The sequence below is a fragment of the Neiella litorisoli genome (assembly GCF_014773395.1).
Taxonomy (GTDB): domain Bacteria; phylum Pseudomonadota; class Gammaproteobacteria; order Enterobacterales; family Neiellaceae; genus Neiella; species Neiella litorisoli.
This window is the reverse complement of record NZ_JACXAF010000001.1, coordinates 252,320-266,502: the sequence shown is the minus strand read 5'-3', so window position 1 is coordinate 266,502 and position 14,183 is coordinate 252,320. Positions and strand designations below refer to the sequence as shown.

General features: G+C 50.5%; 10 protein-coding genes and 3 tRNA genes. 6 read left to right on the top strand and 7 right to left on the bottom strand.

What is annotated here, in order from left to right; translation table 11 throughout:
• Positions 1–196 precede the first annotated feature (196 nt).
• Positions 197–1,750: a threonine ammonia-lyase, biosynthetic gene (ilvA, locus tag IC617_RS01205; RefSeq protein ID WP_191143153.1), complete on the top strand. Its 1,554-nt coding sequence runs from the start codon at positions 197–199 to the stop codon at positions 1,748–1,750.
• Positions 1,751–1,809: 59 nt separating this feature from the next.
• On the opposite strand, the gene IC617_RS01200 is transcribed toward ilvA, so the two are convergent.
• From IC617_RS01200 to IC617_RS01185, 4 genes are all read right to left on the bottom strand, one after another.
• Positions 1,810–2,670 (bottom strand): hypothetical protein, encoded by an 861-nt coding sequence (locus tag IC617_RS01200; RefSeq protein ID WP_191143152.1) that lies wholly within the window; start codon positions 2,668–2,670, stop codon positions 1,810–1,812.
• A gap of 293 nt (positions 2,671–2,963) precedes the next feature.
• Positions 2,964–3,218 (bottom strand): ubiquinone biosynthesis accessory factor UbiK, encoded by a 255-nt coding sequence (gene ubiK, locus IC617_RS01195; RefSeq protein ID WP_191143151.1) that lies wholly within the window; start codon positions 3,216–3,218, stop codon positions 2,964–2,966.
• A gap of 84 nt (positions 3,219–3,302) precedes the next feature.
• Entirely contained in the window at positions 3,303–6,368 is a 3,066-nt protein-coding gene (locus IC617_RS01190; protein ID WP_191143150.1) for a multidrug efflux RND transporter permease subunit, read from the bottom strand.
• Between the two features lie 12 nt (positions 6,369–6,380).
• A complete protein-coding gene (locus IC617_RS01185; RefSeq protein ID WP_191143149.1) occupies positions 6,381–7,493 on the bottom strand; it encodes an efflux RND transporter periplasmic adaptor subunit in 1,113 nt (370 codons plus the stop codon).
• A 538-nt stretch (positions 7,494–8,031) separates the two neighbouring features.
• Here IC617_RS01185 and rep point away from each other — a divergent pair.
• Positions 8,032–10,044 (top strand): DNA helicase Rep, encoded by a 2,013-nt coding sequence (gene rep / locus IC617_RS01180; protein ID WP_191143148.1) that lies wholly within the window; start codon positions 8,032–8,034, stop codon positions 10,042–10,044.
• A 76-nt stretch (positions 10,045–10,120) separates the two neighbouring features.
• On the opposite strand, the gene IC617_RS01175 is transcribed toward rep, so the two are convergent.
• Complete coding sequence (locus IC617_RS01175; protein WP_191143147.1) at positions 10,121–10,504, bottom strand: c-type cytochrome; 384 nt, start codon at positions 10,502–10,504, stop codon at positions 10,121–10,123.
• 206 nt (positions 10,505–10,710) lie between these two features.
• Here IC617_RS01175 and IC617_RS01170 point away from each other — a divergent pair.
• The 3 genes from IC617_RS01170 (at position 10,711) to IC617_RS01160 (ending at position 11,016) form a co-directional block, all read left to right on the top strand.
• Positions 10,711–10,787, top strand: a tRNA-Arg gene (locus tag IC617_RS01170).
• A gap of 41 nt (positions 10,788–10,828) precedes the next feature.
• Positions 10,829–10,904 (top strand) — tRNA-His (locus tag IC617_RS01165).
• A 35-nt stretch (positions 10,905–10,939) separates the two neighbouring features.
• A tRNA-Pro gene (locus tag IC617_RS01160) sits at positions 10,940–11,016 on the top strand.
• 89 nt (positions 11,017–11,105) lie between these two features.
• Here IC617_RS01160 and IC617_RS01155 read toward each other — a convergent pair.
• The gene (locus IC617_RS01155) at positions 11,106–12,443 is read right to left on the bottom strand and encodes a sensor histidine kinase (RefSeq protein WP_191143146.1); all 1,338 of its coding nucleotides are present in this window, start codon (positions 12,441–12,443) and stop codon (positions 11,106–11,108) included.
• Positions 12,437–13,363, bottom strand: a complete 927-nt coding sequence (locus IC617_RS01150; protein ID WP_191143145.1) for a DUF3369 domain-containing protein — start codon at positions 13,361–13,363, stop codon at positions 12,437–12,439. Before IC617_RS01150 ends, IC617_RS01155 begins: the two co-directional genes overlap by 7 nt.
• Before the next feature lie 201 nt (positions 13,364–13,564).
• Here IC617_RS01150 and IC617_RS01145 point away from each other — a divergent pair, with 201 nt between their 5' ends.
• Positions 13,565–14,167, top strand: a complete 603-nt coding sequence (locus tag IC617_RS01145) for a beta-phosphoglucomutase family hydrolase (protein WP_191143144.1) — start codon at positions 13,565–13,567, stop codon at positions 14,165–14,167.
• The last annotated feature ends 16 nt before the right edge of the window (positions 14,168–14,183 follow it).

Sequence of the window (14,183 nt, the reverse complement as noted above, 5' to 3'; positions counted from 1 at the left end):
AAAAGGCGCAAATGACGTAAATTGGGGCTGATTTGTTCAGTCACATGTGTCTGCCGCAGGACGCGGTAGCCAAGCGTACACGGATGTATTCACCGCGTCTTTTGACTGAATGAATCAGTCGCAACATTTGATAGTAAGAATGAACAGCAACACTTAATCGCTAGCATTAGTAGTCATAGCAAACGAGAGAATCATCATGTCCCAGCAGCAAAAAGTCGTCGATTTACAGCTTCAGCAACCTACGGACGCAGAGTACCTGCGGAAGATTTTGCTGGCGCCGATTTATGACTTAGCTGAAGTGACGCCGCTGCAAAACATGAAAAAACTCTCGGCTCGGTTGGGTTGTGAAGTCTTGCTTAAACGTGAAGATTTGCAACCTGTTCATTCGTTCAAGCTGCGCGGTGCCTACAACAAATTACTTAGCCTGACCGAAGAGCAAAAAGCGCGAGGTGTGGTTGCAGCATCGGCTGGAAACCATGCGCAAGGGGTGGCGATGTCTGCCGCCAAGCTTGGCATTAAGGCGACCATTGTGATGCCTAAAACCACACCGGATATCAAAGTCGATTCGGTCCGTCGCTTAGGTGGCAACGTGGTTCAGTTTGGCGATAATTTTGATGCTGCCAGCGCCGAGTCTCGCCGCTTGTCGGTAGAAGAAGGCATGACCCTGATCCCGCCGTTTGATGACTGTGACGTCATTGCCGGTCAAGGCACCTGTGGTATGGAAATGCTGCAACAATCGCAACAGCTGAATGTGGTGTTTTTGCCGGTTGGTGGCGGTGGTTTAGCTGCTGGTGTGGCGGTGTATCTCAAGCAGTTGCGCCCAGACATTAAACTCATTGGCGTTGAATCCGAAGATTCCGCTTGTTTAGCTGAGGCGTGGAAACATGGCCAGCCTTCCGATTTGGATAGCGTTGGCTTGTTTGCCGATGGCGTGGCGGTAAAGCGGATTGGCGCGGAAACTTTCCGGGTTTGCTATCAGCATTTGGATGACGTCATTACGGTTTCGACCGATGAGATTTGCGCAGCCATTAAAGACGTGTTTGATGACATGCGTGCCATCGCTGAGCCTGCCGGTGCGCTGTCGTTGGCCGGTTTGAAAAAATATGCCCAGCAACATGAGTTAGCCGATCAACAGTTGGCAGCAATTTTGAGTGGTGCCAACCTGAACTTCCATACCTTGCGTTACGTGTCCGAGCGCACCGAGTTGGGTGAAGGTAAAGAAGCGGTGTTGGCCGTGACCATTCCTGAGCGCAAAGGCAGTTTCCGCCAATTCTGTGAAGCGCTATCTGGTCGTGGTATTACCGAATTCAACTACCGCTTTGCTGACAATCAGAGCGCCAATATCTTTGTTGGCGTCAAGGTGGAAGATGAAGCGGCCCGCTTGGCACTCATCGATGATCTTCAGCAGCAAGGTTACAACACCATTGATTTGACCAACAACGAGCTGGCCAAGCTGCATATTCGTTATATGGTTGGTGGTCATCCACACCGCAATGTGCCAGAAAAACTGCTGGGTTTTGAGTTCCCTGAGCATCCAGGCGCACTGTTGAAGTTTCTCAATACGCTGGGTGAACAATGGAATATCACTTTGTTCCATTATCGCAATCACGGTGCCGCTTATGGCCGCGTGTTTGCTGGCTTTGAAGTGCCAGATGCTGATGAAACGGCATTCCACCAATTCCTCGATCAGGTGGGGTATGAGTGGCATGATGAAACCGACAACCCTGCCTATCAGGCTTTTTTGAAGTAGCTTCGGAGAGCCTCAATGAAGCACGCTACAGGCTGACGCTTGAGCGTGCTTTTTATTGGCTACAGTCCGAGTTTGCCCCAATCGAGAAACGCTTGTGACATCCCTAGCATCAGGGTGCAAAACCAAGTCGCCATGAGCAAATAACTAAGATACGCCAGCACTTTTTGTAATCGCGTATTGGCATGCAGTGCGGCATGAACGTGTTGGTGAAGGAGCAGCTCGGCACAGTCTTTATCCTGAGCCATAAAACTCAATTCATGTTGCTCGCTCAGTTGCTTGACGCGATGTTGATCGGAGCCGGATAAATGCGCTGCTAATTCCGGCTCAGGCAGTTTACTGAGCAAAAAAATGCAGACGGCTGTATTCATGTGTGACACCGAATAGGGGCCAAGCCCATGGCTGTGGAAGTTCAGTCCCCGCAGCCCTTTGACGATGGTCCGGTATTGGATTTTTAAGCCGACACTCATGGCAATCGCACCAGCCACAATCAGATAACCGATCGACATGCCATTGTTGAGTAACCAATCACTGAGTTGCGGCATCACTTGTGACTCTGCTTCAAACTGACGATTCACTTCGAGTAGCAGGTAGTCGGTATGGATCAGGGTAATGCCAAGAAGCAGCACGGCGATGATGATGACATGGCCAAACTTCACCGGATATCGCTCCAGATATCTTAGTGCCCGCAACCAATGACGTGGCTGCAGACCGGTGGCGCCACAATGCGGGTGATTAGCGCATAAGTGTAGGAGTTTTTGGCGGCCTGTCAGGCGGCGCCAAGGTTGCTGCTTGGTGTGTTGCAGCTCGTCGGCTAACTTGGCTTGCCAGTGCTCGGGGATATCAGTTCCGGTGGCACTGGCGCGAGTGGATAAGTGTTTATACAACAGAGTGAAACGGGCATCGTCCGCAAGCCACTTCATATTGCTTCCTTTGCTGGTGGATTGATATTAGAGCCTGTTGATCTTTGCTGTATGTTTTTGCAGCAATTTATTGGTGATTTAGGCAAGGAAGTGGTTATGAAGTTGACTGGCCGTCATTGAATAATCGCTGACGCTGAATAAATTGCCAATAAACGCTGCCCGAAGGGTTCGTCAAAATGCTCATTTCGCTACGTCGCTCGCTATTTATATAGATTGCTATACGGCATAGCTCGTTTCTTGCTTAAAAGAGCATTTTGAACGAACAAAATTCATACACCAAAGATCAACAGGCTCTAGTCCTTGGCTTTTAGTGTAGCCTCCAACTCAGCAACAGTGGCTTCAAGTTGCTCTAATTTTTGTCGGGTCTTCAACAGCACGCGATTCTGAACATCAAATTCCTCGCGGGTGACCAAATCCAACTTGCTCAGTTGAGCTTGTAGCACGGTTTTAGCCTGTCTCTCGACATCACCAGCGAATTGTTTGACGCCAGTAGGCATGGACTCGGCGATTTGACGAGCGATTTCTTCGAGTTTTGATGGGTTAATCATGCCGCTTTCCTTCGGTTAGGCGCTATTTTTAGCAGGCATTGTAGCGCCTAGATAGGCCCAGCGGAACCGCTGGGCCGAACCGATTTATGGTGAATTGGCTGTATCTGGCAATGGCGCCAGTGGTTTATGTTCAGAAGCTAAGAAGGTGTAGATAACCGGCAACACAAACAAGGTGAAAATAGTGCCAATCAGCAAACCGGCGACAATCACCAGACCAATACTAAAGCGGCTAATGGCACCTGCACCCGTTGCCATCAGTAGTGGAATCAATCCTGCGACCATCGATAGCGTGGTCATCAGAATCGCCCGTAACCGAATGCTGGCCGCTTCGATAACCGCCTCCACGCGATTTTTACCATGGTGGAGCTGGGCTTCTTTGGCTACTTCGCAGATTAAAATGCCATGTTTGGTGATTAGGCCTATCAGCGTCACCAAGCCAACCTGAGCATAAATGTTCATCGTGCTCAGGCCCCACGCCATGGCAATTAGGGCGCCACAGACTGCTAATGGCACCGACACCAGAATCACCAAGGGGTCGCGCAGGCTTTCAAACTGACTGGCCAAAACCAGAAAGATAATTGCCAGCGCCAGCAAGAAGGTTTCGTAAAGAGCCGAGCCCTCTTCAACATACTGACGAGATTCACCGAGGTAATCGTATTGATAGCCTGTTGGTAATTGCTCCGCCGCAAGATTGTCGAGGTAGCTGACGACATCACCCATTGAAGTGCCGGGCATCGCCACACCGCCAATCGTGGCGGAATTGAGCTGATTAAAGTGTGGTAGCGAGCGCGGCTGGCCTTTCACCTTAATGGTAATGAGCTCGGATAATGGCACCGCTTGACCATTGGCTGCACGGACATAGTAATTGGCGGTGGACTCTGGATTCAGCCGAAGCTCACGAGGGACTTGGGTGATCACCTCATAGCCACGACCATCGAGATCAACGCGGTTAATGTAACCATCGCTCATCAAGGTCGACAGGGTTAAGCCAATATCTTGCATGGTGATGCCGTACGCGCCGGCCTTATCACGGTCGATATTGATCTTCATAGTTGCCGAGTCATAGGCCAAATCCATTTCGCTATAAACGAAGTAAGGACTAACTTTGATTTTCTCATAGAGTTGGCTGGCAACTTCGAACAGACTCTCAAAACCATTGGGTGTGCTGATCACCATTTGTACTGGCAAGCCACTAGAGGCGCCGGGCAACTCTGGAAAGGCAAAGGCAGAAAATGCCTGACCCGCGGAGTCGCCAATTAGCCCAGAGGTGTGTTTGATCACTTGCGCTTGCGACTCATCCCGCTGCGACCAGGTTTTCAGGTTCATGATGCCCATGGCCATGTTGGACTGGGGAACCCCAGAAAACGCCAGCCAAGAGTCGACCGCATCAAGCTCGGCGACTTTCTCGGCAGTTTCTTGGGCATGATTCTGAATGTAATCCAGATTCGCAGTTGCCGGAGCTTTACCCATCATCATAAAGCCGCCCTTATCCTCACTCGGCGCTAATTCAGAGGGAATAAAGCGGAACAGCAGTGGCAGGCTGAGGAACACCAAAATCGCAAATACCACCACCACCGGACGATGCTCTAGTACTGCACGCAGCCAGCGATCATAGGTGCGGTTGACTGCGCTCAGTACGCGTTCAACCCCTCGCTCAAAGCGATTGGGTTCAGTGTGTGGTTGCAGTAACTTAGAGCACATCATCGGTGACAGCGTTAATGCCACGATGCCAGAAATAAACACCGAGCCGGCAAGGGTCAGCGCAAACTCGGCAAACAGTGAGCCGGTGACACCACCCATGAGCGCAATAGGTGCATAAACAGCCCCTAGGGTGATGGTCATGGCGATTACTGGCACAGCGATTTCACGAGTCCCGATGACCGCTGCTTCAAATGGCTTCTTACCCATCTTGATATGGCGATCGACGTTTTCTACCACCACGATGGCATCATCCACCACCAAGCCAATGGCCAACACCATGGCCAGCAGGGTCATCAAATTCAGCGAAAATCCGAACATCGACATCACCATAATGACGCCGATAAGTGACAGCGGGATGGTGATAACGGGGATCAGCACGGCTCTGAAATTACCGAGGAATAGGGTGATCACCACCAGCACAATGATGCCGGCTTCGACAATGGTCCGCACCACTTCATCAATCGACTCTTCGATAGCCAATGTCGAGTCGTACAGCACCTTCATTTCAATGGTGTCGGGCAGATTCTTGGCCAACTCAGGCATCATCACTCGGACATCTTTGGTGATGTCCAGCGGGTTGGCAGTGGGGGTCGCGTCAATGGCAACCACTACGGCATTACGGCCGTTGGCAATGGCGCGGTAACTATCGCGGCTTTTTTCCAATGACACTTGAGCAATATCGCCAAGCCGAATCACCGAGCCGCTGCGACTGGCAACCACCATGCGCTGCAACTCCTCGGTACTTCTGACCTGTGAGTTGAGTTCGCCATTGTAAAGATTAAACACACCAACAGCCTGCCCCGGAGCCGACTGGAAGTTATTGGCTTCAAGCACTTGGGCGACTTCCGTGGCAGTTAAATCCAGCGCCGCCATTTTCTGTGGATCGAGCCACACCCGCAGGGCGAACTTGATACCGCCGTAGAGATTGACTTTGGCGACACCTGGAATGGTGAACAATTGTGGCTGGATGACCCGCTCTAAATAGTCGTTGATTTGACTGGCATTTAACTCAGGGCTGGTAAAGGCAATGTAGATCACCGAGGTGGATGAGCCGGTTGACATATCGACCGACGGATCTTCGGCTTCACTGGGTAGTTGTGAGCGAACCGAGTTGACCTTGGCGAGAATATTGGCCAAAGCTGCATTGGGATCGGTGTTGAGCTTCATCTGGACAGTGATGGTGCTTGCCCCCAACGACGACTGACTGGTCATAAAGTCGACGTTGTCGGCTTGGGCAATGGCCTGCTCGAGCGGCTGGGTAATAAAGCCCTGGATTAGATCGGCGTTTGCTCCCCAGTAGCTGGTGCTAACGGTCACCACCGTGTTGGTCATTTCCGGGTATTCGCGCAGTTGCATATCACGCAATGCTTGCAGTCCGAGTAGGACCAACAGCAGGCTGATCGATACCGCGAGGACCGGACGACGAATGAAAGTATCGGTAAAACGCATGGCAGTCTCCGATTACAGCCGCGGTAGTTTGGCGGGTAATGCCAACGCATTGGATTCGACGACACGCACTAGACTGCCGTTGGACAGTCGCACCTGACCGGTGATGACAATTTCCTCGCCTGCAGATAGCCCATCGCTGATTAATGCTAAATCGCCGTGTCGTTCAGCGACCTTCACCGTGGTTTGACGCACGTTGATGGTGCCATCGGCTTCGCCATCGCGATTGAGTACGTAGACGCTTTCACCGTACAAAGTGAAGTTGACAGCGCTTTGTGGTACCAGAATTTGGTTAGTCATGGTGGGCTGGATAATGGCTACCCGTGCAAACATACCGGAGCGCAGGTTGCCGCTATCGTTGGGGATGTCGGCTTGAACCTGAACCGTGCCAGATTGGTAGGCGACTGCTGGCTCGATGGCGGTGATTTTGCCTTCAAAGGTTTCATGAGAGCTGTCGACCTCCACTTCAATTTGTTGACCAACAAAGACTTTCGATAAGTCAGTTTGGGCAATAGTGAAACGGATCCGCATGGTCGAGATGTCTTCCAATCGGACGATGTCATCGCCGGACTGCAAATACTGGCCGAGATAAACGTTGCGTAATCCCACCACGCCATCAAACGGGGCTTCAATCGTGCGGCGATCGATACTGGCTTTGAGCGATTCGATTTCGGCCTTCAGCGTGAGGTATTCGGCCACGGCACTATCTTTCTCGCCCTCCGATACCGAACCTCGCTTAAACAGCTTGGTCATCCGATCTTTTTGGCGTTCGGTCGCAGGCATTCGGCCCAGTGCCGCTTCTAAATTGGCTTGCTCGACGTCCAAATCAAGGACGACTAGCGGTTGGTTTTGCGCGACTTGTTGGCCGCTCTCAAAATTGATCGACTGCACCGTGCCATTTTCTTCACTGGCTAGGGTGACGCCACGATAGGGCTCAATAAAGCCAAATGCGCTGATCCGCGGAACATAATCCTGAGGTTTAATGGTGGCGACGGTGACTGGAAAGGTCGGTGCTGGGCTATTGGCCAAGTATTGGCTAATCATATGAGCTTTGAAAAAATTGAATCCAATGACCGAGCCAAGCAAGGCGATCACCAGAACAATCATCCACGCATACCATTTTTTCATGAGTAGAGATCCAATAGTGTTAAAAAGCGAGTCCGTGTAATGTGTAGTTTGTTCACGCCACAAATGCGAGCAATAACGGGCTCAACGCCCCGAATGACAATGGGCACGAATGTTGGAACTGTGTTTCTTGCTTTGTTTTGCATGGGTTTATCCAAATGACTGGACAGTGCACCCAATGCTTCAGTAGGCATCACAGAGCACCGCCCTTGTTAAAGGTCAGTGCCGTGGGTTTGCTGGAAGGGCAACTAAATCTCGCTTGGCGAGGACAGGAATAACCGAACCTGTCTGAAATCTTTTCGACAACGAAATGCTAAAGTTCAGCTTTTCTGATGTCAATATTCTTTCTCGTCAGCCTATCCGTCCCAGAGTCTGAATTTTAACTGCGGGTGGAAGAATCCAAACGCCGACAGTATAGCGGTACTTGAATTCGTTTTCGGTTAAATGATTGTTAAGAATGGTTATTTTTATTTTCAGAAAGCTCCGCATGACAACACATAGGACTGAGTTACAATACCGCCCTACATTTTGAGGTCCGTTCATGAAGCTAAATCCCGGTCAACAACAGGCTGTTGAGTATATTTCTGGCCCCTGCTTGGTGCTGGCTGGCGCCGGCTCCGGAAAGACGCGAGTTATCACCAATAAAATTGCTTACTTAATTCAGCAATGTAGCTATAAAGCCCGCAATATCGCGGCGGTGACCTTTACCAACAAAGCGGCGCGCGAAATGCGCGAACGGGTTAGTCAGACGTTGGGCAAAACCGAAGCCCGCGGCCTGATGGTGTCGACCTTTCACACGCTGGGATTGAACATCATTCGCCGAGAGCACCGCACCCTTGGCCTGAAAGAAAACTTTTCGTTGTTTGATGAGCACGATGCGACGGCGTTGATCGCGGCGCTGACCGAAGACGAGTGGGACAACGACAAAGATCTGATCCGCCAGTTAATCAGCGCAATCTCAAATTGGAAGAACGAAATGCTGTCGCCGAAAGTGGCGTTAGCCCAAGCACAGGGCGAACACGAGCAAATGATGGCGCAGTTTTATCAGCGCTATCAGGATCAGATGACGGCCTACAATGCCCTCGATTTTGATGATTTGATTTTATTGCCGTGTTTGTTGCTGAAACAAAATGCCGAGGTGCGGCAGCGCTGGCAGGACAAAATACGCTATTTGCTGGTGGACGAATATCAGGATACCAACACCGCTCAGTATGACTTGGTCAAACTCATTGTCGGCGACAACGCCAAATTTACCGTGGTCGGCGACGATGATCAGTCGATTTATTCATGGCGTGGCGCCCGCCCGCAAAATTTGGAATTGCTGAAAAAGGACTTTCCCGGCCTGCGACTGATCAAGCTTGAGCAAAACTACCGCTCCAGTGGCCGGATCCTAAAGGCGGCCAACATTCTGATTGAAAACAACCCCCACGTATTCGACAAAAAACTGTTCAGCGAATTGGGCTATGGCGTGCCGCTGAAAGTGCTGTTTGCCACTGATGAAGAGCATGAAGCCGATCGGGTGATTTCGGAATTAATGGCGCACAAGTTCCTCAATAAAACCAGTTATCGCGATTATGCCTTGCTGTATCGGGGGAACCATCAATCCCGAGTATTTGAAGGTGCGCTGATGCGTAATCGGGTGCCGTACAAGATTTCGGGTGGCACGTCGTTTTTCTCCCGCGCCGAGATCAAAGACATGATGGCCTACCTCAAACTCTTGGTGAATCCCGATGATGACAACTCGTTCTTGCGGATCGTCAATGTACCGAAGCGCGGCATTGGTCCAACGTCATTACAAAAATTGGGGCTGTTTGCCAATGAAAAGCACATCAGCCTGTTTGAGGCGGCTTGCGACGATCACCTCATGAGCGTGATTGGTGGAAAACCGGGCGCTGAAATTCAAAAATTTGCGCGCTGGATGGTGGAGCTGAGCGACAACGCTGAGCGCTCTGAGTCGACTGACGTGGTCCGTGAGCTAGTGCGCGGCATTGGTTATGAAGATTGGCTTTATGAAACTAGTGCGTCGGCAAAAGCTGCTGAAATGCGGATGAAGAATGTCTCCGAGCTGTATCGCTGGATCACCGAAATGCTCGAAGGTGACGAACTCGAAGAGCCAATGAATCTGCTAGAAGTGGTTAATCGTCTGATGCTTCGCGACATGATGGAACGTAATGAATCGGAAGATGGCGCCGATCAAGTTCAGCTGATGACCTTGCATGCATCGAAAGGCTTGGAGTTTCCGTTTGTCTTTATGGTTGGCATGGAGGAGGGTTTGTTGCCGCACCAAACTAGCGTTGATGAGGATAATATCGAGGAAGAGCGGCGCTTGGCTTATGTAGGCATTACTCGTGCGCAGCAGGCGCTGACCTTTACTTTGTGTAAAACGCGGCGCCAATTTGGTGAAACTATTAAACCCGAGCCGAGCCGCTTTTTACTGGAGTTGCCTCAGGATGACTTGCAGTGGGAAGCACGCAAGGTTGCCAGCGAGCAGCAGCGCCAGCAAACAGCGAAAACCAATATTGCTAATCTCAAAGCCATGCTTGCCAACAAATGATGACATGGTAATTGGCTAAAAGATAAAAAAACGCCAGCGATTGCTGGCGTTTTTGTGTTTGCTGCTGCGGTATGAGTTATTTGCTCATGAACTCAATGGCAGCGCGGATCTCTTCTTCAGAAGCCATCGCTTTTTGCGGCGGCATGGCGTTAAAGCCATTGAGCGCATGGTCGACCAATACATCCAAGCCTTTTTCCAAGCGCGGTGCCCAATCATCAGCATTACCTTTCACTGGCGCCCCAGGAATTGCGCCAGTATGGCAAGCAATGCAGACTGCGTTGTAGACTTGGTCGCCAGAGCGTGGGCCGGCTGGGGCTGCATCAACTGGCTCATCACCAGCAAGGTAAACGTCGCCTACCGGCTGAATACGTTTAAGGATCTCGGCATCTTTATCAGTTGCGGCCATTGCTAAAGCTGACGCAGACAGGCCTACAGCAGCCAGGAGCCAGGTCGTTTTCATGGGTACATCCCCTCGGGCTTCTAAATGTTATTGTTGGTTAATAGACTGGAGATTATATCGGGATATTTTGTCACCACCAACCGATGTGAGTGCGTTTTTTATTGAACGTGATTTAATCGATTTTTATTTCCTGAAATTTTTTTTAAAAAAGGGCTAGACCTGCCCATAGGACGTGTGTAGTATACGCATCCGCTGACAGCCAGTGAGCGCCCGTAGCTCAGCTGGATAGAGCGTTGCCCTCCGGAGGCAAAGGTCAGAGGTTCGAATCCTCTCGGGCGCGCCAGCCCGACTCAGTGACTGACTCGGAAGGCGAAATATGCTACGGTGGCTGTAGCTCAGTTGGTAGAGCCCCGGATTGTGATTCCGGTGGTCGTGGGTTCGATCCCCATCAGCCACCCCATTCCTTGAATGGAAGTGATGTCAGCAAAAATTTGTCGGTGAATAGCGCAGTTTGGTAGCGCATCTGGTTTGGGACCAGAGGGTCGGGGGTTCGAATCCCTCTTCACCGACCACCATTCTAAAGCCCTGCTTGTAAGAGCGGGGCTTTTTCGTTTCTGAAGCATGAGAAAACCAGATGCGCGTGGTAGCGCATCGCCGTCAATTACTCCTTGATCTTCTCTGGCAGTGAGATAGCAATCCGAGTGCCATGGGACATCGCACTATCGATCGACAGCGAGCCTTGTAGCGAATTTCGCACTAGGTTATTGACGATACTCATCCCCAGCCCCGTGCCGCCACGCCCTCGTTTAGTGGTGAAAAAAGGCTCGCAGACTTGCCCTAGTGTTGCTTCCGGCATGCCGACACCGTTGTCCTGAACGATTAAATGAATATGCTCAGCGGTTTGGTGGGCTGCGATGTTAATGGTCGGAGAAGCGGTTATTTGCTCGGCAGGAAAAGCATGCTGGGCCGCATTGGTCAGCAGATTGATGACGATTTGGGCCAGCTGCCCCGGAAACGTGGTCATTTCAATGTTAGCCGGCTGGCAACTGAGTTGAATGCTGATTTGATGCTGATCCATCAGCGGCTTAAGACTGGCAACCACAGTATTTAGCCACTGTTGCAAGTCGATTTTAGCGAGTTTGTCAGCATAGTGTTCGGCAGAAACCTGTTTGAAATTTTGCACTAAATCAGCAGCGCGTTGCATGTTGAACTGCTGCGTTTGCTGGGCTTCGCTAATCACCTGTAGCGATTTTGCCAGTGTTTTTCGAGTCAGATTATTACTCTCGACCTCGCGTTGCAGATCTTGCAAGCTTTGATTGATGGTGGAGTTGGACAATAACGCTACGCCAAGCGGCGTGTTGATCTCGTGAGCGATACCTGCCACTAAGCGGCCAATGGACGCCATTTTCTCATGCTCAATCATTTGTTGCTGACTGGCTTTAAGCTCCTCCAGCGTGGCTGTGAGTTCCGCCGTGCGCTGGGCCACTTGTTGCTCTAAGTTCTGATTAAACTGGATCAGTTGCTGCTCTTTTTCGAAGCGTTCAATCTCGGCCGAAATTCGTCCTGAAAACAAGGTAAACAGTGCTTTGACATCGTCGCTGTTGGCTATCGGATTTTGATAGAGCGCGACGACCAGCCCTAATACACTGCCCTCAGAATCGTACAGTGGTGTGCCGACATAGCCCTCAATGCCCATGTCGATAAGCAATTGATCGTCAGGAAATAGGCGGCAAATATCACTTAGGTAGACGCAAACGGACCCTTCTGACACGTCAGCGCATGGGGTATCGGCAAGTTCGTATTCGAAGTTATCAACCACCTCGCCGTGAGCCACTAGTGAAATGGTTCGGGCGCTTTTGCTAGCGCGGCTGAGACGCGCGATAAATGTGTAATCGGCATCTATGACTTGATGGAGCTGCAGCGTCATGGTGTTGAAGAACGCTTCACCATAGCTGGCCTGCAGCTTTTCGATTATGACGGATATGCTTTTGCTTAGCATGAGTCCGCAGCTGATTGTTGAGAGCACATAATACGCTCAAGGATCAGTACAATGTTTTGTGAAAACATCGCCAACAAGCGCTCTCCTTCGGCGGATAGCTGCTCGGTTGTTTGAATCACAAACACCGATTCGGTGCCTTTCGCTGAGCGATAGTAGTGGGCATGGACCGGCGGCTGAAAAATACTCTGTTTCTCCTTCATTGCTCGGTGAGCAAACGATTCAATGGAAACATTCTTCGCAGTACCGTCATCAACTTTGAGGTGCCAGCACGATTGCTCACTGTTTTTAGCGAGGGTGACAATCTCTGATGGGTTAACCATGAAGTCACTTTGGTAAGCATTGAGGACGGAACCAACCTGCCCCATCAGCGAATGAGCAAACAGCGAGAAGTCATCCACCTCATTGAATTGAGAAATGGCTTTGATAACAGCCTCAAGGCCATGTTGATAACGTTGCATGCGAACCAAGTCGCGATAGGCTCGCAGCGTGGTGTAAAAGGTTTGCGTCAGCGCCTGATGAGTCAACTCAGTTTTAGCGCGGTAGCAGTCAATATCGTATTGGCTTACTACTTCATGCTGCGGCGCCATACCAGGCTGACCGGTGCGCAGTACAATGCGCGAATAGTGATTGCCCAGCTCATCGCGAAGAAACTCAACCAAGCGCAGGCCAGCGTCGTCTGAATCCATCACCACATCCAATAACACCACAGCAATATCATTGTGCTGGCGGAACAGTTCACGCGCACTGGCGCCATCGTAGGCCTGAACAAATGTTAGTGCTCGGTTTTCGAACTCAAAATCTTGCAGCGCCAACTTGGTAATTTTGTGTACTTGTGGCTCATCATCCACGATGGCGATTTTCCATGGCTTCTGCCGAGATTTTTGCGCACACTCAGGTTTATCGTCGAGTAACCAATCCATAGAATTCCTCAATCTAAATATTCAACTACTCACTTACTATAGAAGAGCAGTCCATTATTCAGCGTGATGACAACCAAAGAATTGAAACGCGCCAGTAGCCGTCAATGAGACGATGGAGAGTTTCATCGATAGCGTGTACCTTTGATTGTTAACAATGTTTGTCAGTGGCAGAATGAATGCTTGCAACAATGAGATGATTCGATGATAGATCTATTAAATGCCTACCAAGGCATTATTTTTGACATGGATGGCACCTTGGTTGATTCCATGCCTGCACATATTGAAGCATGGCGGCGTACCGCGGAAATACATGGTTTTCCGTTTGATGAGAAGTGGCAATATTCCCTTGGCGGTGTGCCGACGGCAAAAATTGCGGAGCGCATTAATGCTAAGTATGGCCTGCAACTCGATTGCCAAGAAGTTGCTGCTACTAAGCGTCAGCAGTGGGCGTTACTGGACACTTCGCCACACTTAATTGATGAAACATATCAGGTGTTTAAGTCTCTGCTAGGAAAAAGGAAAATCGCCGTAGGAACGGGCTCTATTCGATCCCATGCGGAACATGTGTTGACGGATGTTGGGGTTATCGAACACTTGGATGCACTGGTGACTGCTTGTGATGTGAGCGAAGGTAAACCGCATCCAGAAACTTTTGTCACCGCCGCCGAGAGCATGGGCGTTGCGCCTGAACATTGCGTAGTGTTTGAAGATACCGATATTGGCGAGCAAGCAGCCAGAGCAGCTGGTATGGATTGTATTCGTATTGATTTTGGTGTGATTCGCTGGCCTGCGAGCTCCAGTTAATACCCAATTGGACGCA

Bases quoted from the DNA above. Each gene is read 5' to 3' on its own strand.
- IC617_RS01185 (WP_191143149.1), bottom strand. From the start codon at position 7,493: ATGAAAAAATGGTATGCGTGGATGATTGTTCTGGTGATCGCCTTGCTT.
- IC617_RS01145 (WP_191143144.1), top strand. From the start codon at position 13,565: ATGATAGATCTATTAAATGCCTACCAAGGCATTATTTTTGACATGGAT.
- IC617_RS01150 (WP_191143145.1), bottom strand. From the start codon at position 13,363: ATGGATTGGTTACTCGACGATAAACCTGAGTGTGCGCAAAAATCTCGG.
- IC617_RS01200 (WP_191143152.1), bottom strand. From the start codon at position 2,670: ATGAAGTGGCTTGCGGACGATGCCCGTTTCACTCTGTTGTATAAACAC.
- IC617_RS01155 (WP_191143146.1), bottom strand. From the start codon at position 12,443: ATGCTAAGCAAAAGCATATCCGTCATAATCGAAAAGCTGCAGGCCAGC.
- rep (WP_191143148.1), top strand. From the start codon at position 8,032: ATGAAGCTAAATCCCGGTCAACAACAGGCTGTTGAGTATATTTCTGGC.
- IC617_RS01175 (WP_191143147.1), bottom strand. From the start codon at position 10,504: ATGAAAACGACCTGGCTCCTGGCTGCTGTAGGCCTGTCTGCGTCAGCT.
- ilvA (WP_191143153.1), top strand. From the start codon at position 197: ATGTCCCAGCAGCAAAAAGTCGTCGATTTACAGCTTCAGCAACCTACG.
- IC617_RS01190 (WP_191143150.1), bottom strand. From the start codon at position 6,368: ATGCGTTTTACCGATACTTTCATTCGTCGTCCGGTCCTCGCGGTATCG.
- ubiK (WP_191143151.1), bottom strand. From the start codon at position 3,218: ATGATTAACCCATCAAAACTCGAAGAAATCGCTCGTCAAATCGCCGAG.